At 68.0% G+C, this 22,009-nt stretch carries 22 protein-coding genes and 1 tRNA gene; 13 read left to right on the top strand and 10 right to left on the bottom strand.

Going from position 1 to position 22,009, the window contains the following annotated elements; genetic code table 11:
• From HB724_RS13575 to HB724_RS13565, 3 genes are all read left to right on the top strand, one after another.
• A complete protein-coding gene (locus tag HB724_RS13575; protein WP_213981477.1) occupies positions 1-819 on the top strand; it encodes an LD-carboxypeptidase in 819 nt (272 codons plus the stop codon).
• Positions 819-1,838 carry a D-cysteine desulfhydrase family protein gene (locus tag HB724_RS13570; protein WP_213981476.1) on the top strand — a complete coding sequence of 340 codons (1,020 nt, stop codon included), beginning with the start codon at positions 819-821 and terminating at the stop codon, positions 1,836-1,838. The genes HB724_RS13575 and HB724_RS13570 overlap by 1 nt, the downstream gene beginning before the upstream one ends.
• A 98-nt stretch (positions 1,839-1,936) precedes the next feature.
• A complete protein-coding gene (locus tag HB724_RS13565) occupies positions 1,937-2,950 on the top strand; it encodes an aldo/keto reductase (RefSeq protein WP_213981475.1) in 1,014 nt (337 codons plus the stop codon).
• Positions 2,951-3,132: 182 nt separating this feature from the next.
• On the opposite strand, the gene HB724_RS13560 is transcribed toward HB724_RS13565, so the two are convergent.
• Complete coding sequence (locus HB724_RS13560) at positions 3,133-4,509, bottom strand: class I SAM-dependent methyltransferase (RefSeq protein WP_213981474.1); 1,377 nt, start codon at positions 4,507-4,509, stop codon at positions 3,133-3,135.
• A complete protein-coding gene (locus HB724_RS13555) occupies positions 4,506-4,862 on the bottom strand; it encodes a VOC family protein (RefSeq protein WP_213981473.1) in 357 nt (118 codons plus the stop codon). The genes HB724_RS13560 and HB724_RS13555 overlap by 4 nt, the downstream gene beginning before the upstream one ends.
• A gap of 83 nt (positions 4,863-4,945) precedes the next feature.
• On the opposite strand from HB724_RS13555, the gene thrS reads away from it, so the two are divergent.
• From thrS to HB724_RS13535, 4 genes are all read left to right on the top strand, one after another.
• Positions 4,946-6,940, top strand: a complete 1,995-nt coding sequence (gene thrS / locus HB724_RS13550; RefSeq protein WP_213981490.1) for a threonine--tRNA ligase — start codon at positions 4,946-4,948, stop codon at positions 6,938-6,940.
• A 25-nt stretch (positions 6,941-6,965) separates the two neighbouring features.
• A complete protein-coding gene (locus HB724_RS13545) occupies positions 6,966-7,535 on the top strand; it encodes a Uma2 family endonuclease (protein WP_213981472.1) in 570 nt (189 codons plus the stop codon).
• Between the two features lie 144 nt (positions 7,536-7,679).
• Positions 7,680-8,216: a translation initiation factor IF-3 gene (gene infC / locus HB724_RS13540; RefSeq protein WP_213981471.1), complete on the top strand. Its 537-nt coding sequence runs from the start codon at positions 7,680-7,682 to the stop codon at positions 8,214-8,216.
• A gap of 73 nt (positions 8,217-8,289) precedes the next feature.
• Entirely contained in the window at positions 8,290-9,282 is a 993-nt protein-coding gene (locus tag HB724_RS13535) for an aldo/keto reductase (protein WP_213981470.1), read from the top strand.
• A 3-nt stretch (positions 9,283-9,285) separates the two neighbouring features.
• Here HB724_RS13535 and HB724_RS13530 read toward each other — a convergent pair whose 3' ends face one another.
• The 5 genes from HB724_RS13530 to HB724_RS13510 all read right to left on the bottom strand — a co-directional run bounded on the left by HB724_RS13530 (position 9,286) and on the right by HB724_RS13510 (position 14,794).
• On the bottom strand, positions 9,286-9,669 hold the full coding sequence (locus HB724_RS13530) for a VOC family protein (RefSeq protein ID WP_213981469.1): 384 nt from the start codon (positions 9,667-9,669) through the stop codon (positions 9,286-9,288).
• Positions 9,670-9,685: 16 nt separating this feature from the next.
• Complete coding sequence (locus tag HB724_RS13525) at positions 9,686-12,433, bottom strand: [protein-PII] uridylyltransferase (RefSeq protein WP_213981468.1); 2,748 nt, start codon at positions 12,431-12,433, stop codon at positions 9,686-9,688.
• Between the two features lie 76 nt (positions 12,434-12,509).
• Entirely contained in the window at positions 12,510-13,064 is a 555-nt protein-coding gene (gene grpE / locus HB724_RS13520; protein WP_213981467.1) for a nucleotide exchange factor GrpE, read from the bottom strand.
• Positions 13,065-13,078: 14 nt separating this feature from the next.
• The gene (gene hrcA, locus HB724_RS13515; protein WP_213981466.1) at positions 13,079-14,122 is read right to left on the bottom strand and encodes a heat-inducible transcriptional repressor HrcA; all 1,044 of its coding nucleotides are present in this window, start codon (positions 14,120-14,122) and stop codon (positions 13,079-13,081) included.
• A 159-nt stretch (positions 14,123-14,281) separates the two neighbouring features.
• Positions 14,282-14,794, bottom strand: coding sequence for a DUF6438 domain-containing protein (locus HB724_RS13510; protein ID WP_213981465.1), 513 nt, complete (start codon positions 14,792-14,794; stop codon positions 14,282-14,284).
• Between the two features lie 90 nt (positions 14,795-14,884).
• Here HB724_RS13510 and rph point away from each other — a divergent pair, with 90 nt between their 5' ends.
• The 4 genes from rph (at position 14,885) to HB724_RS13490 (ending at position 17,714) form a co-directional block, all read left to right on the top strand.
• A complete protein-coding gene (gene rph, locus HB724_RS13505) occupies positions 14,885-15,598 on the top strand; it encodes a ribonuclease PH (RefSeq protein ID WP_213981489.1) in 714 nt (237 codons plus the stop codon).
• The gene (rdgB, locus tag HB724_RS13500; protein ID WP_213981464.1) at positions 15,595-16,224 is read left to right on the top strand and encodes an RdgB/HAM1 family non-canonical purine NTP pyrophosphatase; all 630 of its coding nucleotides are present in this window, start codon (positions 15,595-15,597) and stop codon (positions 16,222-16,224) included. The genes rph and rdgB overlap by 4 nt, the downstream gene beginning before the upstream one ends.
• 432 nt (positions 16,225-16,656) lie before the next feature.
• A complete protein-coding gene (locus tag HB724_RS13495; protein WP_346344728.1) occupies positions 16,657-17,133 on the top strand; it encodes a transcriptional regulator in 477 nt (158 codons plus the stop codon).
• 329 nt (positions 17,134-17,462) lie between these two features.
• Entirely contained in the window at positions 17,463-17,714 is a 252-nt protein-coding gene (locus tag HB724_RS13490) for a hypothetical protein (protein WP_213981462.1), read from the top strand.
• A gap of 154 nt (positions 17,715-17,868) precedes the next feature.
• On the opposite strand, the gene HB724_RS13485 is transcribed toward HB724_RS13490, so the two are convergent.
• Positions 17,869-18,387 carry a hypothetical protein gene (locus HB724_RS13485; protein ID WP_213981461.1) on the bottom strand — a complete coding sequence of 173 codons (519 nt, stop codon included), beginning with the start codon at positions 18,385-18,387 and terminating at the stop codon, positions 17,869-17,871.
• Positions 18,388-18,517: 130 nt separating this feature from the next.
• Positions 18,518-18,603: transfer RNA gene (locus HB724_RS13480), tRNA-Tyr, on the bottom strand.
• A gap of 123 nt (positions 18,604-18,726) precedes the next feature.
• On the opposite strand from HB724_RS13480, the gene HB724_RS13475 reads away from it, so the two are divergent.
• Both HB724_RS13475 and rlmB read left to right on the top strand, forming a co-directional pair.
• Complete coding sequence (locus HB724_RS13475; RefSeq protein WP_213981460.1) at positions 18,727-20,325, top strand: M20/M25/M40 family metallo-hydrolase; 1,599 nt, start codon at positions 18,727-18,729, stop codon at positions 20,323-20,325.
• Entirely contained in the window at positions 20,325-21,071 is a 747-nt protein-coding gene (gene rlmB, locus HB724_RS13470) for a 23S rRNA (guanosine(2251)-2'-O)-methyltransferase RlmB (protein ID WP_213981459.1), read from the top strand. Before HB724_RS13475 ends, rlmB begins: the two co-directional genes overlap by 1 nt.
• A 21-nt stretch (positions 21,072-21,092) precedes the next feature.
• On the opposite strand, the gene HB724_RS13465 is transcribed toward rlmB, so the two are convergent.
• Entirely contained in the window at positions 21,093-21,971 is an 879-nt protein-coding gene (locus HB724_RS13465; protein ID WP_213981458.1) for a hypothetical protein, read from the bottom strand.
• Between the last annotated feature and the right edge of the window lie 38 nt (positions 21,972-22,009).

The following is a 22,009-nucleotide window of genomic DNA, read 5'->3' as shown; positions in this document are numbered from 1 at the left end:
ATGCGCATTGGAGTGGTGGCACCGGCACGAACGGTCAGCAGGGAGTCCGCGCTGCGGCTCTCGGCGTTCATGGCGCTCACCTATCCCGATCACGAGATCGTGTTCCATCCGCAGTGTTTCATGGAGCAGGGCCATTTCGCCGGTCCCGACGAAGTGCGCGCCCGGGCGTTCCTCGAATTCGCCAACGATACCGGCTTCGACGCGATCTGGTTCGCGCGCGGCGGCTATGGCTCGAACCGCATCCTCGAAAACGTGATGCCGCAGCTCAATGTCTCGGCGGGGCACAAGACCTATATCGGCTTCTCCGACATGGGCTTCATGCTCGGCGCGCTCTATGCCCGCCGCATCGGCCGCCAGGCGCATGGGCCGATGGCGTCGAGCCTGGGCAGGAACGACAAGGGCGAGGGCGCCGGCTGGGTGCTCGGCTGGCTGATCGACGGCGACAAGAGCGGGCTGGAGCCGGGCCTGGCCGACGGCCGCCCCGCCGCCGCGTTCAACCTGTCGATCCTCGATGCGCTGATCGGCACGAAATGGCTGCCCGATCTCACCGATCACGTCCTCTATATCGAGGAGGTGGACGAGCCGCTCTATCGGATCGATCGCATGCTGTTCAACATGGCGCACGCCACCCAGCTCAAGGGCGTCGCGGGCGTCCGGCTGGGCGCGGTGAGCGAGGTCAAGGACAATGGCAATGATTTCGGCGAGACGATCGACCAGATGATCGTGCGCTGGTGCCGCGAGATGGGCGTGCCCTATCTCGGCCGCGCCGAGATAGGGCATGTCGAGCTGAACAAGGTCGTGCCGTTCGGGGTGGCGTGATGTCCGACGCCGCCTCGCTTCGTAGCCGCCATGGCGCCGTGTCGCTCCTCAGCCACCCCTCGCCGATCGAGCGGCTGGAACGGCTCGAACAGGCGCTGGGCACGCAGGTCCGCATCCATGTGAAGCGCGATGATGTCGCCGGCATCGGCGGCGGCGGCAACAAGCTCAGGAAGCTCGAATTCCTGCTCGGCGACGCGCTGGCCCAGGGCTGCGACACCTTCGTCACCACTGGCGGCATCCAGTCCAACCATGCCCGGCTCAGCGCCGCCGCCTCGGCGCGGATGGGGCTGGCCTGCGAGCTGGTGCTGGCCGATGTCGTGCCCCGCCACGACGCCGACTATCGCGCCAACGGCAATGTCCTGCTCGACGGCCTGTTCGGCGCGAAGGTCCATGCCGTGCCCGGCGACGCGGACCCGCTCGCCTTCGCCCAGGCCCGCGCCGAGGAACTTCGCACCGAAGGGCGCCGTCCCTATGTCGTCGGCGCGGGCGGCTCCTCGCCGGTGGGCGCGCTCGGCTATGCCGGCTGCGCCTGGGAAATCCTGGAGCAGGAGCGCGCGCTGGGCCTCCGCTTCGTCCGCATCCTCATCCCCAACGGCAGCGCCGGCACCCATGCCGGTCTCGCCGCGGGCATGGCAGCGGCTGGAGATGACCCGGCCCGCATCCAGTCCTTCACCGTCCTCGCCCCCGTCGAAGCCGCGCACGCGGCGACCGTCACGCTCGCCCGCGCCACGCTCGAACGCACCGGCTTTTCCGGCACGATCGACGCCGCCGCGATCCGGGTGGACCCCAGCCAGCGCGGCCCCGGCTACGGCATCCCCACCGACGCGATGCTGGAGGCCGTCCGCCTGCTCGCCCGCACCGAGGGACTGCTGCTCGATCCCGTCTATAGCGGCAAGGCGTTCGCCGGGCTGATCGCGGCCGTCCGCGCGGGCGAGTACGCCCCGGGCGAAGCGCTGCTCTACGTCATGACCGGCGGCGTCCCCGGCCTGTTCGCCTATCGCCAAGCCTTCGACCTTTGAACCGAGCGCAAAGCTCCTGCGAAGCGCCGCCGCCTAACGCCTGCAACCAACCGGCCCTATCTGCCCGTCCGAGCTTCGATCAAAAAGGGAGTCAGAAAATGGCTATCAAGGATATCCTGCCCGGCAAGCTGGGCTTCGGCGCCGCGCCGCTCGGCAACATGTTTCGCGACATTCCGGATGCGGAGGCGCTCGCGACCGTCGATGCCGCCTGGGAACAGGGCATCCGCTATTACGACACCGCCCCCTTCTACGGCGCCGGCCTGGCCGAGATCCGCATGGGCGAAGTGCTCTCCGGGCGCCCGCGCGACGAATATGTCATCAGCACCAAGGTCGGCCGCATCATCCTCGACGAGCTGGAAGACGTCGGCGCCCGCGATCAGGGCGAAAAGGCCGGCGTCTTCGCCCATGGCCGCGCCAACAAGGTGGTGAACGACTACACCCATGACGGCACGCTACGCTCGATCGAGGGCAGCCTGAAGCGTCTCAAGACCGATCATGTCGAGATCGTCTTCGTCCATGATCTCGCCCAGGATTTCTATGGCGACGAATGGATCGGCGTGTTCGAGACCGCGCGCAAGGGCGCGTTCAAGGCGCTCGATCGCCTGCGCGACGAAGGCGTCATCAAGGCGTGGGGCCTGGGCGTCAACAAGGTCGAGGCGTGCGAGCTGCTGCTCGATCTCGAGGGCCCGCGCCCGGACGGCTTCCTGCTCGCCGGCCGCTATACGCTGCTCGACCATGAACGCGCGCTCCAGCGGCTGATGCCGAAGATCGTCGAGCGCAACCTGGGCATTGTCGTCGGCGGGCCATACAGCTCGGGCGTGCTGGTGGGCGGCGCGCACTTCGAATACGCCCCCGCCTCGCCCGAGATGCTGGCCAAGGTCCAGCGCATCAAGGGCATCGCCGACCGGTTCGGCGTGAGCATGAAGGCCGCCGGCCTGCAATTCTCGCTCGCCAATCCGGCGGTCGCGGCGGTCATCCCCGGCGCGAGCAAGCCCGATCGCCTCGCCGAGGATCATGCCGCGCTGAACGAGACGATCCCCGACGATTTCTGGCACGAGATGCGCCGCCAGGGCCTGGTCGCCCCGAACGCGCCGCTGCCGGTCGATCGGTAAGATCGAGAGCGGCACCGAACCCTCCCCCCGTCACCCCGGCCGCAGTGCCGGGGTCCACCGGGATGCTGGGAGAGCCGCTTGCGGCGTGAGGAGCTCGCTCGCGGATGCGTGGACCCCGGCACTGCGGCCGGGGGACGGGGGGTGGTCACCACACAGGATACTGTATGGCGACCCGCAATCAGTTATCTATCCACCCGCCGGCACCAGAAATGGTACATCCCCGCAAACAGCAGCGGATGCCGTTCCTCCAGCGCGTCCCAAGCCGCCAGGTCGAGCGGATCGCCCCGAAACAGCGCCATCGCCTCGGGCGGCGCATCGAACCGCACCAGCTCCAACCCCACACTGCGCAACATCGCCGCCACCTGCGGCAATCGATACCAATGCTCCTGCGCATGGAAGCACAGGTCGCGGCACCCGCTCAGCGTGTAGAAATCGTCGCTCTCCCTCAGCCGCGCCAGCTCCGCCCCCTCCGGCAGCGCCAGCACATGCGCCCGGAACGCACGGATGCCCTCCGCCGTAGCCTCCCAGCCGCGTTCGGCAATCACCCGATGCGCCGCCCGCACCCAGCCCCGAGCCCGCTCGCTGTAGAGCGCGATCCGCAGCAGCCCACCCGGCCTGAGCACGCCAACCAATGCCGCAAGCCCCTCCTCGGGCCGCGCCATATGGTGCAGCACCCCGGTACTGCTCACCAAGTCGAAGCGCTGCCCCAGCCGCGCCGCCTCCAGCAGATCGCCCGCCACGAACCACACGTTCCCGACGCCCAGCGCCGCCGCCATGCGCTGCCCATAGGCCAGGCTCGCCCGGCTGAGATCGAGCGCCGTGATCGACAGCGAAGGATCGGTCCGCGCCAGATCGATCGGTTCATACCCCGTCCCGCATCCCGCGATCAGCACCGCCACGGACTCGCCCGGCATACCACCCATGCTGCGCAGCAATTCCCGCACAAGAACCCGCCGTGGAGCAGGCGGCGCGCGCCAGCGCGGATAGGGATTGGCCTCATATTGCGCCCGCACCGCCGCCGAGACGCGATCCCCCAACTCCCCCAGGCTCGGCAACGCACCGGCCAGCGCCTGCTCCTCGGCCAGCTCGGCAACGGCGCCCGCCGGCACGCCCAGCGCCTCGCCGCCCCACACATATTCGCCGGCGAACGCCTGCGCCGCCAAAGCCTCCCGCAGCCCCCCCGGCGCCTCCGCCATCGCAACCAGCCGCGCCTCCATCCCGGCATCGACATTGATGCAGCGCGTGAGGAACGCGACCCAGAGCGGATCGGCCTCGCCATCTCCCGCGTCAGGCTTGAGCAGCAGCAACCGCGCCGTCACCCGCGCCAGCGTCTGCGGATCGACGCTTTCCGCCGCCAGGCACACCCGCAGATCATGATCGAGCTTCGCGAAATACCCACGCGGCGTGATCTGCGAAACCAGCGCCGCATAGGGCGCCGCCGCAATCTCCGGCGCCAGGTCGAGCGCCCGGCTCAGCGCCTGCAACGCCCGGCCGGCATCCCCGCCCTGCGCAAGCTGCGCCGCGGCCCCGATCAGCCGCTCCGCCTCGCCCGCGCTCAAGCCAGCAGCCGCCCCACGCGCACCAGCACGCCGTCGGGATCGCTCACCGCGAACTCGTACATGCCCCAGGGTTTCGCATGCGGCGCGCCCGGCTCGATGATCAGCTCGCGCACCTTCTCGGCCACCGCATCGACATCCTCGGCATAGAGATAGAGCCCGAACGGATTGAGCGGCGCCTGGAGCGCCGCCATATCCTCCACGCGCAGATGCAGATCCCAGCCCCTGCCGTCGGAGAGGATGCGGTAATGGCCATGATCGCTCACCAGCGCGAAGCCCAGCCGCGCATAGAAGCCGGTGCTCCGCTCCAGGTCGCTGCACGGCAGGATCGCAGTCGCGCGATGTGCAATGGTCATACGGCTTGCCTATATTGTACCCGCAAAGGCATAAGCCGCGCTCTTCCAACACCCAACCAGAAAGTCCCAGTCCCGTGTCCGAGATGTTCCGCATTACGCTGCCCGACGGTTCCGTCCGTGAGGTAGCCCCGGGGACTACCCCGGCGGACGTCGCCGCGGCGATCGGTCCGGGGCTTGCCAAGGCCGCGCTGGCGGCGCGCATCGACGGCGAAGTGCGCGACATCATGCGCCCCTTCGAAGGCGACACCAGCCTCGCCCTCATCACCGCGAAGGACGAAGCCGACGCGCTGGAGCTCGTGCGCCACGACTATGCGCATATCCTCGCCGAAGCGGTGCAGAAGCTCTTCCCCGGCACGCAGATCACCTTCGGCCCCTCCACGGACGACGGCTTCTATTACGATTTCGCCCCCAAGGACCGCCCCTTCACCGAGGAGGATCTGCCGGCGATCGAGGCGGAGATGCGCAGGATCATCGCCGCCAACGAACCACTGATCCGCGAAGTCTGGAGCCGTGAGGATCTGATCGCGCGCTGGAAGGCGCAAGGCGAGAGCTTCAAGGCCGAATGGGCCGCCGAGCTTCCCGAGGGCGAGGAACTGACCGTCTATCGCGCCGGCAAGGGCGCAGACGCCTGGCTCGACATGTGCCGCGGCCCGCACCTCGCCTCCACCGGCAAGGTCGATCCGAACGCCTTCAAGCTGACGCGCGTCTCGGGCGCCTATTGGCGCGGCGACCAGAAGAACGCGATGCTGAGCCGCATCTACGGCACCGGCTGGCTCAACAAGAAGCAGCTCGACGAGCATCTGACCCGCCTCGAGGAAGCCGCCAAGCGCGACCACCGCAAGCTCGGCCAGGAGATGGACCTGTTCCACCTCCAGCAGGAAGCGCACGGCTCGGTCTTCTGGCACCCCAACGGCTTCGTCATCTGGCGCGCGCTGGAGGCCTATATGCGCCGCGCGATCGACGCGGCCGGCTATAACGAGGTCAAGACGCCGCAGGTGATGGACGCCCGCCAATGGGAACAGTCCGGCCATTGGGGCAAGTATCGCGAGAACATGTTCGTCATCCCCGACGAAGTGCCGAACACCGAGGACGAAGGCCCGATCGTCTCGAACGACGCCGAGTGGATGGCGCTCAAGCCGATGAACTGCCCGGCGCACGTCCTGATCTTCCGCCAGGGAATCAAGTCGTACCGCGACCTGCCGCTGCGCCTCTACGAGAATGGCTGCTGCCACCGCAACGAGCCGCACGGCGCGCTGCACGGGCTGATGCGCGTCCGCCAGTTCACCCAGGACGACGCGCACATCTTCTGCCGCGAGGACCAGATCGTCGACGAGGTGCAGGCGTTCTGCCGCCTGGCCGACCGCATCTATCGCGACTTCGGCTTCACCTACGCGATCAAGCTGGCGCTGCGCCCGGACAACCGCTTCGGCACCGAGGAGATGTGGGACCAGGCTGAGGCCGAGCTGCGCGACGCCGTGGCCCGTGCCGGGCTCGCCACGCCGGAATATGGCTGGGAGGAGCTGCCCGGCGAAGGCGCCTTCTACGCGCCCAAACTGGAGTGGCATTTGACCGACGCGATCGGCCGCACCTGGCAGGTCGGCACGATCCAGTCGGACCGCGTGCTGCCCGAGCGGCTCGACGCCAGCTATGTCGGCGAGGATGGCGAGCGCCATCGCCCGGTGATGCTCCACCGCGCGATCTTCGGCAGCTACGAGCGCTTCATCGGCATTCTGATCGAGCATTTCGCCGGCAGGCTGCCGGCATGGCTCGCGCCGACCCAGGCGGTGGTGGCGACGATCGTCTCCGATGCCGACGACTATGCGAAGCAGGTCGCGGCGAAGCTGGCGGCCGTGGGCATCCGCGTCGAGACCGATCTGCGCAACGAAAAGATCAACTACAAGGTCCGCGAGCATTCGGTGGCCAAAGTTCCCAACCTGCTCGTCGTCGGCAAGCGCGAGGCGGACGAGGGCACCGTGGCGCTGCGCGTCCTGGGCAGCCAGGGCCAGCAGATGCTGAGCCTGGACGAGGTCGTGGCCAAGCTGGCGGCGGAGGCGACTCCGCCCGATCTGGTGGGCTGATCGGCTTCGTGATAGCTTTGCGGCCATGACGCTCTTCCAGAATGTCCGCAAAGGCCTGCTTCCCGCCCGGCTGACGGTCGACGAGGTCTATGACCTGACCGCGGCCGGCGTGCTGAAGGAGGGAGACAATTTCGAGCTGATCGACGGGGAGATCGTGCCGATGGCGGCGGCCAAGGCGGATTGGCACGAGATCACCAAGTCGCGGCTGAACCGGGCGATCGTTCCGGCGCTCGCCGGCGACGCGCGCCTCTACATCGAAGCCTCGGTCACGCTTTCGGGCAATACGCTGGTGGAGCCCGATCTCGCGGTCTGGAACCGCGGCATTCTGCCCCGCCAGGTCCGCGGCCCCGATCTGCTGCTGGTGATCGAAGTCGCCGACAGCTCGATCGCCTATGACCTGAAGGTCAAGGCGCCGATCTACGCCGCGCACGGCGTCCGCGATTATTGGGTGGTCGATGCGGTGCGCAACACGATCCGCGTCCATCGCGCGCCGGTCGACGGCGCCTATACCGATGTCGAGGAATATGAGGCGCATGATTCGGTCGCCGCCCTGCTCCTGCCCGGCATTGCGATCCGCCTCGACGCGCTCGATTGATCGATCGGCGGGGCACGGCCGCCCGCGTCCTCCGATTCATTTGCGGTACGGCGATGCCGGTGCCGCTTCCAAATTCGGCGCATGACGCCTATATTGGCGGGCTGTAGCAAGAACGATTCAGGAGCAAGTCTTATACGTCCTCCCATGACCCGGCGCCCGATGGCGCCACAAATCCCGCTAAATGGTCCGCGGTTCAACGAATTCATCCAGTCGCCCAAAGTCCGGGTGATCGATCAGGACGGCGAGAATCTCGGCGTGATGTACACGCGCGAGGCGATGGAGCAGGCGCAGTCGGTTGGCCTCGACCTGGTCGAAGTGTCCCCGAATGCCGATCCGCCCGTCGCCAAGTTCCTCGACGTCGGCAAGTTCAAGTACGAGGCGCAGAAGAAGGCGAACCTCGCCCGCAAATCGCAGAAGACGCAGGAGATCAAGGAGATCAAGATGCGTCCGAACATCGACGATCATGATTATGATACGAAGATGAAGGCGATCCACAAGTTCATCGGCGAGGGCGACAAGGTGAAGGTGACGCTCCGCTTCCGCGGCCGCGAGCTTTCGCACGGCCAGCTCGGCATGCAGCTCCTCCAGCGCGTTCAGGGCGACACCGCCGAGATCGCGAAGATCGAGAGCTATCCGCGCATGGAAGGTCGCCAGATGCTGATGGTGATCGCGCCCAAATGACCGCGATGCGGGGGCTGCCGCCGGCCGCCCCCGCTGCCGAACCACTCGCGGTGCCCGGCGGTTAGGAGATCCTGTGCAGAAGCGGATATTGGGAAAGAGCGGCCTCGAAGTCTCGGCGCTCGGGCTTGGCTGCATGGGCATGAGCTATTCCTACGGCCCGCCCAAGGACAAGGCCGAGATGACCGCGCTACTGCGCGGCGCGGTCGAACGCGGCGTGACTCTCTTCGACACCGCCGAAGTCTATGGCCCCTTCACCAATGAGGAGCTGCTCGGCGAGGCGCTGGCGCCGGTGCGCGACCGGGTCGTCCTCGCCACCAAGTTCGGCTTCGCGATCGGCGTCGGCTCGCGCGGCGCGCCGAGCCTGAACAGCCGGCCCGAGCATATCCGCGCGGTCGCCGACGCTTCGCTCAAGCGGCTCAAGACCGACGTGATCGATCTCTTCTACCAGCACCGCGTCGATCCCGACGTGCCGATCGAGGATGTCGCCGGCACGGTCGGCGAGCTGATCCGCGAAGGCAAGGTGCGGCATTTCGGCCTGTCCGAAGCGGGTGTCCAGACGATCCGCCGCGCGCATGCCGTCCAGCCGGTCACCGCGCTGCAAAGCGAATATTCGCTGTGGTGGCGGCCCCTGGAAGCCGAAGTGATCCCGGTGCTGGAGGAGCTCGGCATCGGCCTGGTGCCCTATAGCCCGCTCGGCCGTGGCTTCCTGACCGGCAAGATCGACGCGACGACCAGCTTCGCCAGCGACGATTTCCGCAGCGGCCTGCCGCGCTTCCAGCCCGACGCGATGCGGGCCAACCAGGCGCTGGTCGATCTGCTCGGCCGGATCGCCGCCGCCAGGCAGGCGACGCCGGGGCAGATCGCGCTGGCCTGGCTGCTGGCGCAGAAACCCTGGATCGTGCCCATTCCCGGCACGACCAGGCTCAGCCGCCTCGAAGAGAATATCGCCGCCGCCGATGTCGTGCTGACGCCGCAGGATCTCGGCGAGATCGAGGATGCCGCCGCGAAGATCGCCGTCGAAGGCAATCGCTATCCCGAGCGGCTGGAGGCGATGACCGGCCGCTGACCATCAGGCGGCCGGCGGCTCCCACAGCTCGATCGGATTGCCCTCGGGATCGTGGATCCGCGCGAACCGCCCGGTCTCGGGCGTGTCCCATTCGTCCTTGGTGAGGATGTCGATCCCCAGCGCGTTCAATTGCTCCAGCAGCGAATCCATGTCGCGCACGCGGAAGTTCAGCATCACCTGCCTGTCCGCCGCGAAATAGTCGCTGTCGGCCTTGAACGGCTCGAACACGATCGGCCCCGGCTCGGGATACCAGAACCATTCGCTCGACTCGCCGGTCTCGTCGCGCCCGCAGCCGCCGCCCACGCCCAAAGTCTCGCGATACCAGGTCTTCAGTCCTTCGGGATCCTTCGCGCGGAAGAAATAGCCGCCCATTCCGATTACCGGCATGCGTGTTCCTTCTGTCTCAGGCGGCCTGGGCGACCTCCTCGCCCGCGGCGGCCTCGAGCAGGCGCCGTTCGATCGTCTTCAGTCGCGACGCCGAGGTGATCTTATCACCGATCAGGTCGGTCAGGTAGAAGGTGTCGACCGCGCGCTCGCCATAGGTCGCGACATGCGCCGAATGGATCGTCACCTTCGACTGGAACAGCGCATGCGCCAGCCCGTAGAGCAGCGCCGGCCGGTCGCGCGCATTGACTTCGATCACGGTGAACCGGTTCGAAGCCTTGTTGTCGATGAACACATTCGGTTCGATGGCGAAGGCATCCGAGCGCAGCCGCGGCGCGGCCTTGGTCTTGAGCCGCTCGGAAAGCCGCGCGCGATTGGCCAGCGCATCGGCGATGCCGGTCTTGAGCCGGTTGAGCCGCGCCTGCTCGTCGAACGGGCCGCCGAGCGGATCCTGGACCAGGAAATTGTCGAGCGCCATGCCGTCGCGCGTCGTGTGGATGCGCGCATCGATGATGTTGCCGCCCGCGACATGGATCGCTCCCGCGATCCGGTAGAACAGCCCCGGATGGTCGGAGGCATAGACCGTCACCAGCGACGCGCCGCGATCGGGATAGACCTGCGCCTCGATGAAGAGCTGCGAATCCCCCGCCGCGTCCACCAGCCGGGCATTGCGCTCCAGCACGTCGAGCGGCTCGGCGATCCAATAGGATTCGGGCATCCGCTTCCGGAGCGCCGCCATCCGCGTCTCGTTCCAGCCCAGCGCCTCGGCCAGCGCCTCCTGCTTGGCGGCGATCCGCTCGCCCCGGCCCTTCTGCTTATGGCCCAGCCGCAGCACTTCCTCGGCCGATTCGAACAGCGTCCCGAGCAGCTGGCGCTTCCAGCCGTTCCACACGCCCGGCCCCACCGCGCGGATGTCGACGATCGTCAGGATCAGCAGCATCCGCAGCCGCTCGGCGCTCTGCACCTGCTCGGCGAAATCGAGGATCGTCTTGAAGTCGCTCAGGTCGCGCTTGAACGCGGTCGCCGACATCAGCAGATGCCAGCGCACCAGCCAGGCGACATTCTCGGTCTCGGCCGGGGTCAGCCCCAGCCGCGGGCACAGGCGATGGGCGACTTCGGCGCCCAGGATCGAATGGTCGCCGCCGCGCCCCTTGGCGATATCGTGCAGCAGCACCGCGACATAGAGCGCCCGCCTGGACGCGACATGCTCGAATATCTCGGTGGCGAGCGGATGATCCTCCTTCAGCGCGCCCTTCTCGATCCGGCTGACCAGCCCGATCGCGCGGATCGAATGCTCGTCCACCGTGTAATGGTGGTACATGTCGAACTGCATCTGCGCGACGACGCGGCCGAAGTCCGGCACGAACCGCCCGAACACCCCTGCTTCGTTCATCCAGCGCAGCACCGTCTCGGGATCGCGCCGCGAGGTCAGCACGTCGAGGAACAGCGCGTTGGCGCGCGGATCGTCGCGCACCTCGTCGACTAGCTTGGCGTCGCGATTGGCGGCGCGCATCGCCAGCGGGTGGATCTCCAGCCCATGCAGGTCGGCAAGCTGGAACATCTCGATCAGCCGCACCGGATCGCCGCGGAAGAAATCGTCCCTCGGCAGCGCCAGCCGCCCGCGATCGAGCACGAAGCCCCTCAGCTTGCGCCGCCCCCGCCACAGCGCCGGCAACCCGAAGCGCCGCCCGCGCGCGGCGAACTTCTCATCCAGATGCGCCAGGAACACGCCGGTCAGGTCGCCCACCACCTTCGCCTGGAGGAAGTAGAAGCGCATGAAGCGCTCGACCTTCGACATGCCCGGCCGGTCCGAAAAGCGCATCCGCTCGGCGATCTCGCGCTGGACGTCGAAGGTCAGCCGGTCCTCGGCGCGGCCGGTGATCTGGTGGAGCTGGCAGCGCACCGCCCACAGGAAATTCTCGGCCCGGCGGAACTGGCGGAACTCCAGCTTGGTCAGCAGCCCCGCCTCGACCAGCTCGGCCGGCTCGCGGACATTGTACGCGTATTTCCCGATCCAGAAGAGCGTGTGCAGGTCGCGCAAGCCCCCCTTGCCTTCCTTGATATTGGGCTCGACGACATAGCGGCTGTCGCCCATCCTCTTGTGCCGCGCCTCGCGCTCGGCGAGCTTCGCGGCGATGAAGCCGCGCGCGGTATCGGCCTGCACCTCCGTCTTGAAGCGCTGCGCCGCCTCGTCATACAGATCGGTGTCGCCCCACACATAGCGCGCCTCGAGCAGCGCGGTGCACACCGTCACGTCCGCCTTGGCCTGGCGCACCATCTCGTCGAGCGAGCGCGACGAATGCCCCACCTTCAGCCGCATGTCCCACAGCGAATAGAGCATCGATTCGATCACCTGCTCGCACCAGCCGGTGACCTTCCAGGGGGTGAGGAAGCCGATATCGATGTCCGAATGCGGCGCCATCTCGCCGCGGCCGTATCCGCCCACCGCGATCAGCACCATGCGCTCGCCGGCGCTGGGATTGGAATTGGGGTGCAGCCGCTCGACGGTGAAGTCCCACAGCAGCCGCAATATCTGGTCGGTCAGGAAGGCGCCGGCCGCGGCGATTTCGATCCCGCGCGAGGGATGCTCCTCCAGCCGCCGCTCGATCTCGGCCCGCCCGGTATCGAGCGCCGCCTTCAATTCCGCCGTCGCCGCCTTGCGCAGCGCCGCCACGTCCTTGCCCTCGACCGCGGCGAGCCGCTCGGCAACGGCCCGCCGGTCGATCAGGGCACGGCGATGGGGGACGGAATCGAAGCGACCGGGCATGAAGGCGCAGATAGGGAGAAGCGGCTGACGACGCCACTATCTTCCTGAGATCCTCCCCGTGCCGGGGAGGATTAAATCAATCCGGCTTCTTCGCCACGGCCACCAGCGCGGGGCGCAGCAGCCGGTCGCGGATCATATAGCCGGTCTGGATCTCCTGGACGACGGTGCCCGGCTCGGCATCGGCCGAGGGCATCTCCATCATCGCCTGGTGGCGATTGGGATCGAGCGCCTCGCCCACCGCGACGATCTTCGAGATACCGTGGCGGCCGAACACCGAATCGAGCTCGCGCCCGGTCGCTTCCAGGCCCGTCACCAGCCCCTTGAGCTTGTCGTCGGCGCGCAGCTCGGCCGGGATCGCCGCCAGCGCGCGGGAGAGATTGTCGGCCACCGACAATATGTCGCGCGCGAAGCTGGTCGCGGCATAGTTGCGCGCGTCCTGCGCTTCCTTCTCGGCGCGGCGGCGGACATTCTGGAGATCGGCCTGAGCATAGAGCACCGCCGCCTGCGCCTCGGCAAGCTGCGCCTCCAGCTCGGCAGCGCGATCCTGTTCCGCCACTTCGGGCGCGGCTTCCGCGGTTTCCTCGCGCAGGTTTTCCGCGTTCTCGACGTCCATCTTCTTCTCTTCCGACATGTTCTTCCAGATAGTCAGGCCAGCAATCGGGCCAATGTTGCAGCAGTGAAATCCACCATGGGCACGACACGCGCATAGTTCAACCGCGTCGGGCCGATCACGCCCACCACGCCGACCACGCGCCCGTCCAGTGCCCGCACAGGTTTCGCGATCACCGACGATCCGGACAACGCAAAGAGCTTGTTCTCCGATCCGATGAATATTCGCGTCGCCTCGCCCTCGCGCGCGCTGTCGAGCAGCCGGGCGATCTCTTCTTTCCCTTCCAGCTCGTCAAGCAATTGCCGCACGCGATCCAGATCCTCGGCGGCGGCGGTGTCGATCAGCCGCGCCTGCCCCCGCACGATCAGCACCGGGCGGTGGCCGCTGTCCTCGCTCCACACCGCCAGCCCCCGCTCGACCAGCGCGCGCGCCGCGCTGTCCAGCGCCGCCCGCTCCTCGCGTATCTCGCGCTCGATGCGCCGCCGCGCCTCGCTCAGGGTCAGGCCGGCGAGCATCGCGCTCAGATAATTGGTCGCCTGTTGCAGCGATACCGGGTCCATCCCCGGCGGCAGCTCGACCACCCGGTTCTCGACCGATCCGTCATCGCCCACCAGCACCGCCAGCGCGCGGTCGCCGCCCAGCGGCACGAAGCCGAACTGGCGCAGCACCGGCTCGCGCTTGGGCACCAGCACCAGTCCCGCGCAGGCCGACAGGCCCGAAAGCGCCAGGGTGGTGCTCGCCAGCGCTTCCTCGACCGGCCCTTCCTGCCCGGCGCGCGCCTCGATCGCGGCGCGTTCCTCGGCGCTGGGCGCGCTCGCCTGCATCATCCCGTCGACGAACAGGCGCAGCCCGGTCTCGGTCGGCATCCGCCCCGCGCTGGTATGCGGCGCGGCGAGCAGGCCCAGCTCCTCCAGATCCTGCATCACGTTGCGGATCGAGGCGGGCGACAGGTTGAGCCCGGAAATCTGCGCGATCGTCCGCGATCCCACCGGCACGCCGGTTTCCAGATAGGAGTCGACCACGATGCGGAACACATCGCGCGCGCGGTCGGTCAGTTCGTGGATGGGCGGCGTAATCATGCAACGCCTATGTAACGCAAGCCGCCGCCACGCCAACCTTTCGCACTTCTTTAGCCCTCTCCCGCTTGCGGGAGAGGGTTCAGTGCAATGCACTCTCGATCGCACCCCACTCACCCTCACCCCGACCCTCTCCCGCAAGCGGGAGAGGGAGAAGTCGGATCAAGGCCGCGCCCCGATCAACGCCGCGATCGGCAGCGCATCCGCCGCGCCGCCCAGCGCCTGCCCCATCGCCCGGTTCTTCTCCCTGTCGCAGCCGAAATAGAAGTACAGGCTCTGGCTGTCCCCGATCGCGCGCGTCCAGGTGATGTCGAGGCTCGGCATGTCGGTCGCCGCCTGGCCGCAGTTCGGTTCGCCCGGTGCATAGCGCACCCGGCCGCTCGCCGGCCGATAGGGCGCCAGCCGCGCCGCGAAGGCGTCATATTGCGCGCGCGTCAGCGTGAAGCGCCGCTCGCCGCTGACCGCCGTGAAGCGCATGCCGGTGAAGACGCCGCTCCCGTCCGGCCGCACCGTCACCGAATAGACCGGGCAGGCGCCGAAGCACGGCCCCGTCGCATAGGTGATCGAATCGCCTTCGATCGGGACCGGACCTCCGGCCTCCCCCGGCCCGCGTCCGGGCGGAATGCACCCGCCGAGCGCCGCCGCCGCCACACCCAAGATGACCCATTGCCGCATGTCGTTCTCCCCGGGATCGTCCGCCGAGACTGGCGCGTTGGTCGCGAGCCGTCTAGGTGCCGGGGCCGACCTTACAGGAGAATGAAGCTGATGCGCCCATCCGGCCGCGCCCCCGACGAAATGCGCACTGTCACGATCGAGCCCCATTTCACGCGCCATGCCGAAGGCTCGGTGCTGATCGGCTTCGGCGATACCCGCGTGCTCGTCACCGCCAGCGTCGAGGATCGCCTGCCGCCCTGGCTGCGCGGCAAGGGCGAGGGCTGGGTCACCGCCGAATATGGCATGCTCCCCCGCGCCACCCATACGCGCGGCCAGCGCGAGGCGGCCAAGGGCAAGCAGTCCGGCCGCACCCAGGAGATCCAGCGGCTGATCGGCCGCTCCTTGCGCGCCGTCACCGACCTCAAGCTGCTCGGCGAGCGCCAGATCACGCTCGATTGCGACGTGATCCAGGCGGACGGCGGCACCCGCACCGCGGCGATCTCGGGCGCCTGGGTCGCGCTGCGCATCGCCGTCGACAAGCTGCTCGCCGAGGGCAAGCTGGAGCAGGATCCGATCCTCACCCAGGTCGCGGCGGTCAGCTGCGGCATCTATCAGGGAACGCCGGTGCTCGATCTCGATTATGCCGAGGACAGCACGGCCGATGCCGACGCCAATTTCGTCCTGCTCGCCGACGGCAAGATCGCCGAGGCCCAGGCTACCGCCGAAGGCGCGACCTATGACGAGGAAGGGCTGCTCCGCCTGCTCCGCCTCGCGCGGATCGGATGCAACCGGATCTTCGAAGCGCAGTTGAAGGCCGTGCAATGAGCGGCGAAGGCGACACCCCCCAGGCGATCCGCAAGCTGGTCCCCGGCCGGCTGGTGATCGCCAGCCACAATGCGGGCAAGGTGCGCGAGATCCGCGAGTTGCTCGGCCCCTATGGCATCGAGCCCGTCTCCGCCGCCGAGCTCGACCTGCCCGAGCCCGAGGAGACCGGCACCACCTTCGTCGCCAATGCCGAGCTGAAGGCGCTCCAGGCCGCCGATCTCTCCGGCCTGCCGGCGCTCGCCGACGATAGCGGCCTGTGCGTCGAGGCGCTGAACAACGAACCCGGCATCTTCTCCGCCCGCTGGGCCGGCGAAGGTCGCGATTTCGCGCTCGCGATGCAGCGCGTCGAGGATCGTTTCGCGCAGCTGCCCCCGGAAACCGGCCGCGACGCGCATTTCGTCTGCGCGCTCGCGCTCGCCTGGCCCGACGGCCATGTCGAGTGGTTCGAGGGCCGCGTCGACGGCACGCTCGTCTGGCCGCCGCGCGGCGACCGGGGCTTCGGCTACGATCCCATGTTCGTGCCCGCGGGCCATGCCGTCAGCTTCGGCGAGATGGAGCCCGCGGCCAAGCACGCGATGAGCCACCGCGCCGATGCTTTCCGCCAGCTGGTCGCGGCCGTTCTGTAACCGCAAAGCGTCGGTAACCTCCCGTTTACCCCCTATCCGTGTTGCATCCGTCGCTCCGGCATTGTTTTGCATGCGTTTCAATCGGGGGTGGGGACAGCGCAATGCAGGCGAAACGCAAGAGACGATTCGAACGACCACGGCCGCTGGCCCGTCGCGGCCGCGGCCCCGATCGCGGCGCCGCCGTCCGGTCCGGGCATCATCCCGGCGCATAGTTGCACCGGCCCGGCGCCCAAATGCGCCCCTAGTCCATTGATCCGTGGGCAAATGTCCCATTACGGTACAGCAGGCTAGGGCTGCGATCCGGCAGTCGATGCATATAATCGATGTCCGATCGAAACGATTCTCTCGTCTTGAGAGGTGACCTCATACGCACCCTCACCTTTGATCTGGGCCGGTTGCGTACCTTACTTCACTCCTGAAATGGAGGAACGCGTGGGAAACCACCGGCCCGATCTACAGCATGAGTTCGACGAGCGGCTTACCGACATCAAGCGATTGTTCTCGGAAGTCGCCGGCAAGGTGAAGGCTGCGCCGGCCGTCGCGGTCGCCCCCGGCCTTACGCCGCTTGAGCTTGCGCGCCTCATCCTCTGGGCGCGCGGCCTGCTGGAGACGCATCTCAACCCGGACCTGTTCGCCAATCCCGCGCTCAACATCCTGCTCGATCTCTATGTGAACCGGGCCGAGGGCCAGAGCGTATCGACGTCCGCGGCCTGCACCGCCTCGGGCGTGCCCACCACCACGGCATTGCGCTGGATCAATGCGCTGGCGAAGCGCGGGATGGTAGTGAAGCACGGCATGCCCAGCGACAGGCGCTTCACCTTTCTGGAGCTGAGCGAGGAAACCGCTCAGGCGCTCGACGGGCTGCTCGGAGTCATTCTGAATCGCCTAGCGGACCCCGCTGCCGACTGACGTCGTATTTCGACGTCAGTCGCTCGAGCGAAAGCGACAGATTCGCGGCCTCCATATCTTCCCCGGCACGATCGAGAAGCGCTATGGCTTCCGCCAGATGCTTGCAGACGGTCTCTATGCCGTCTCCATTGTTGCTCATCGCCCGGTGCACTCGTGTTTCAATATATCCACAATGGATTATTCACTACCCTGTAAACAAGTCCGGAAAACTCCGGGGTAGGGAAATTCCCGTGCCTGTGTCGTTTCGTAGCCGAAATAATTTGGCGATTGCAGAGGTATGTTCATTATGGATATGACCGCGCCTTCATCCTTGGGGGCAGGAAAATCGCGTGACGCCGCTCGCCATCCTATTGGAACGTGCAGATGCGGCGCTGCTGGCCCATGGCGCCTCGGCGCGTGATGCGCTGATCCGCCAGATCGAGGCGGCGATCCGGGAGGGCGAGAACGCGGCCAGCGTGCGGGATCTCGATCACATCCTCCAGCTCGTCGAGTTCCGCGACCGGGCGCTGGAGCCCGGCCCCATCGACGACATGCCGGAGCGCTTCGTCCGCTGGACGGGCGAGGCCATGCGCGAGCAGTAACCGGCAGGCGTCAAGCTTCTCCCGTCACCCAGGCCGAAGTGCCGGGATCCGCCGCATGGCCGGGAAAGCCGCTCGAAGCTTGGAGGGGCTCGCTCGCGGAAGAGCGGCCGGGGTGACCATGGACGCCGGGGCATCCACGCCGAACGCACGCCTCCTATTGCGCCGTATTCTTGCTCCCGCCCTGCCCATGCCAGGCGGTCATCCCGCTGCCGTGATAATCGAAGATGCCCAGCACGCGCGTCCGGCTGTCGTCCAGGATGACGCGCCAGATCCCGTCGCCGCCGGCCGATTTCAGCCGGTTCTTGTTGAGGTAGGGAAAGCGATAGCTCCAGATCGGCCGGTGCTTGATCGTGACCGGCTTTCCCTTGACGACCGCGCCGGTCGGCTCGGCGACTTCCTTGGTCGCGATCTTCTCGCCGCCGATGCCGCCGGCGCCGGTCGACGCATTGTCGCCCTGGCCGCTGTTCATGGGGGCCTCGCCGCGGATGATTCGCACGATGTCGGTGAGCGCCGCCACCAGCGCCAGATCCTTGTCGGCGATCATCCGGTCGATCTGCGACTGCATCTGCGGGCCGATGCTCGCGTGCCAGGCCGTGATCTGCTCGTTCCAGCGTTCGCCCCAGGCGCGCTGGTTGCCCGAAAGCGTAGCCAGTTGTGTGGCACTGATCGTCATGACGTCCCTCCCACCCGGAACCTGTCCAAAGGCCGTTCGAAGCTGAAGGATAACACGGATGTGCGGCAATCCCGTTTCGCCCGATGCGGGCGGCCGGCGATTTTGCGGGGGCTCTCCCGCGGGAGAAGTATGGTGGACAGGGCTGGATTCGAACCAGCGTACGCTTGCACGGGCAGATTTACAGTCTGCTGCCTTTAACCACTCGGCCACCTGTCCATAGGCGCCAATCAGCGAGCGCGGTCCATTGCCGGGCTCGAAGCGCCCTGTCAACGCCTTGCGCGCAGCCTTCGTCACGCATAGCGTCGCACGATTCCCACGCCTCGCCGCCCAAGGAGTCCCATGCGCCGTCTTCCCATCGCTCTCGTAGCAGCCCTCGCCGTCGCCGCCCCGCTCGCCGCCCAGACCACCGCGCCCACCCCGGTGGACCGCATCGTCGACGAAGGTACCAACCGCTCCGAAGTGATGCGCATCGCGCAATATCTTACCGACGTGATCGGCGCCCGGCTCACCAATTCGGCCGGCATGCGCAAGGCCGAGGACTGGACCCAGTCCAAGTTCCGCGAATGGGGCCTGGTGAACGTCCACAAGGAAGGCTTCGAGTTCGGCCGCGGCTGGACGAGCCAGGGCGCGACCTTGCGCATGGTCTCGCCCCGTCCGCTGATGCTCACCGCCGCCCCGCTCGCCTGGACGCCCGGCACCAACGGCCCGGTCGCCGCGCCGGTCGTGCTCGCCCCCCTCGCCGACGAGGCCGCGTTCGCGCAGTACAAGGGCAAGCTCAAGGGCGCGATCGTGCTCGTCAGCGAGCCCGCCGATCCCGCCGAGGCCACCGATGCCCCCTTCAAGCGCTGGACCGAGGAAGAGATCGCCAATCGCGACAAGTTCGAGCTACCCAACGGCCAAAGCGGGGCGAATCGCCGCCCCAACCGCGCCGCCTTCACGGCCGCGCGCGACGCCTTCCTGAAGGAAGAAGGCGCGCTCGCCTATGCGACCATGTCGAGCCGCAACAACAAGCTGATCCACGGCCAGAACAGCCAGTTCCAGGTCGGCGCCACGCCGCCGCTCCCGGCCTTCGAGATCGCCGCCGAGGATTATCGCCGCCTCGCCCGCCTGGCGAAGATGGGCGCCGCCCCCACCGTCGAGTTCAGCGCCGCCAACAGCTTCGACGACAGCGACACCAAGGCGTACAACATCCTCGCCGACATCCCCGGCACCGATCCCAAGGCCGGCTATGTGATGGCCGGCGCGCATATGGACAGCTGGGCGATGGGCGACGGCGCGGCGGACAACGGCGCCGGCGTCTCGATGGTCATGGAGGCCGCGCGCATCATCAAGGCGTCGGGCATCAAGACCCGCCGCGCGATCCGCTTCGCGCTCTGGGCGGGCGAGGAGCAGGGCCTGCTCGGCTCGATGAGCTATGTCGAGAACCATGTCGCCACGCGCCCGGTGCCCAAGGATCTGAGCGGCACCGCCCGCTACATGGGCTGGAGCCGCGCCTTCCCGATCACGCCGCTCGCCGATCATTCCAAGCTCGCCGCCTATTTCAACATCGACAACGGCTCGGGCAAGCTGCGCGGCATCTATACCCAGGGCAATCTCGCGGTGGTGCCGATCTTCCGCGACTGGCTGGCCCCCTTCGCCTCGCTCGATGCCGATCATGTCGTCACCGCGCGCACCGGCAGCACCGATCACGTCTTCTTCGACGCGGTCGGCATCCCCGCCTTCCAGTTCATCCAGGATCCGCTCGATTACGGATCGACCGTCCACCACACCAATGTCGACACCTTCGATCACCTGAAGGCCGACGACATGCGCGAGGGCGCGATCATCCTGGCGGCGATGCTGGTCGAGGCCGCCAATGCCGACAAGCCGCTGCCGCGCGTGCCGGTGGCGACCGAGCCGAAGCCCAATGACGGCTTCTACCCGTTCCAGGCGAACTGATGGCGAAGCGCGGTCATCGCCCGAGCCAGGCACCCGCGTCGCGGCCCCGTTTCTACGGCCGCCACGCGGTGCTCGCCGCGCTCGCGAATCCCGAGCGGACGGTCCGGAAGCTCTGGGGCACGCGCGAGGCGCTGGCCTCGCTCGACATCCCGCCGGTGATCCCGATCACCTTTGCCGACGTCGCCGATCTCGGCCGGCTGGTGCCGCACGACGCGCCGCACCAGGGGCTGGTCGCCGAAGTCGAGCCGCTGGAGGAGATCTGGCTCGGCGACCTGCTCGATCAGGGTGCCGGCGATCGCCGCCCGCTGGTCGTGCTCGATCAGGTGACCGATCCGCACAATGTCGGCGCGGTGCTGCGCTCGGCGGCGGCGTTCGACGCGCTCGGCATCATCACCCAGGATCGCCACGCCCCCCCGGAGAGCGGCGCGCTCGCCCGCTCCGCCTCGGGCATGCTGGAGACGGTGCCCTGGGTCCGCGTCGTCAATCTCGCCCGCGCGCTTGACGAGATCGGCGAGGCCGGCTTCTGGCGCATCGGCCTGACCGGCCATGCCAAGGGCACGCTGGCCGAAGTGATGGGCGAGGGCCGCATCGCGCTGGTCCTCGGCGCCGAGGGCGAAGGGATGCGCCAGAACACCGAGGCGCATTGCGACGAGCTCGCCCGCCTGCCGATCTCGCCCAAGGTGGAGAGCCTCAACATCTCCAACGCCGCCGCGATCGCGCTCTACGCCATCGCCACGCGCGGCTGAGGCGGGGCGGGGGCGCGGCGCTCACTTCGGTCCGATCAGCCGCAATTGCGGCCCGTCGGGCGCCGGCGCGTCCGGCGCGCTCCCGCCCGCCTTCCACCGCTCCCATTCCGCTTTCCAATGCGCCGATCCCTCTTCCCGTTGCGCCGCCGCTTCTTGCGCCTGCTCTTCGCGTAGCTGCCGTTCCAGCACGGCCAGCTTCTTCATCAGCGCCGCGTTGGTTTCCTCTTCGGTCGCGATTCTGCGCACCTCCACGCCGCCGCGGTGGCGCACCCACCCCACCCTCGATGGCGCATCCTCCTGCTCCCTCATCCGCGTGCCGCGATCCGTCAGGTCGCCGCGCTGGAGCAGCAGCCGCAACAGCGAATCCGAATAGCGCCGCCGCCGCGAAAGCTCCCGCCCGTCGCGCGTCACCACTTCGTCCCAGCCTTCCACCGCGCGGGTAAAGGCGGCCTGCTCGATCGTCGGCGCGGCCTTGTCGAGCGCGCGCTGCCAGGCCCTGGCGAAATCCGGCCGGGCCATGCGCAGCCGATAGGCCGAGGTCGAGGAGATCGCCGCGCGCTTGCAGGCGTCGCGCACGCACCCCGTCTCGGCCAGCGCGCGCAGGAAGATGCCCAGCCGCGCCCCGGTCCAGCCGTCACGGCGGATGCGATGGCCGGGCAGCGCGGGATTGCGCAGGATCAGCGCGCTCTGCCGCGCCGCGCGCGCGGCCCGCGCCCGATCGAGCGCCGCATCCCAGGCGCTCGCGAACCCGGCATCGCGCCCGCGAAGCTGATAGACGGAGGCCACCGTCATCCCCACCGCCGCGCAGGCATGCCGCACATGCCCCTGCCCCGAAAGCGACGCCAGGAATGCCTCCCGCGCCGCCGCCGACCAACGTCCCCGCCCCTTGGAACCCGCCACGACTCGCCCCCGCCAGAAAGGAGCGAACCAGCTATCGG

The sequence above is a fragment of the Sphingomonas sp. dw_22 genome (genome assembly GCF_018449795.1).
GTDB lineage: Bacteria > Pseudomonadota > Alphaproteobacteria > Sphingomonadales > Sphingomonadaceae > Sphingomonas.
The sequence above is the reverse complement of the archived record's forward strand: the minus strand, read 5'-3'. Positions and strand labels throughout refer to the sequence as shown.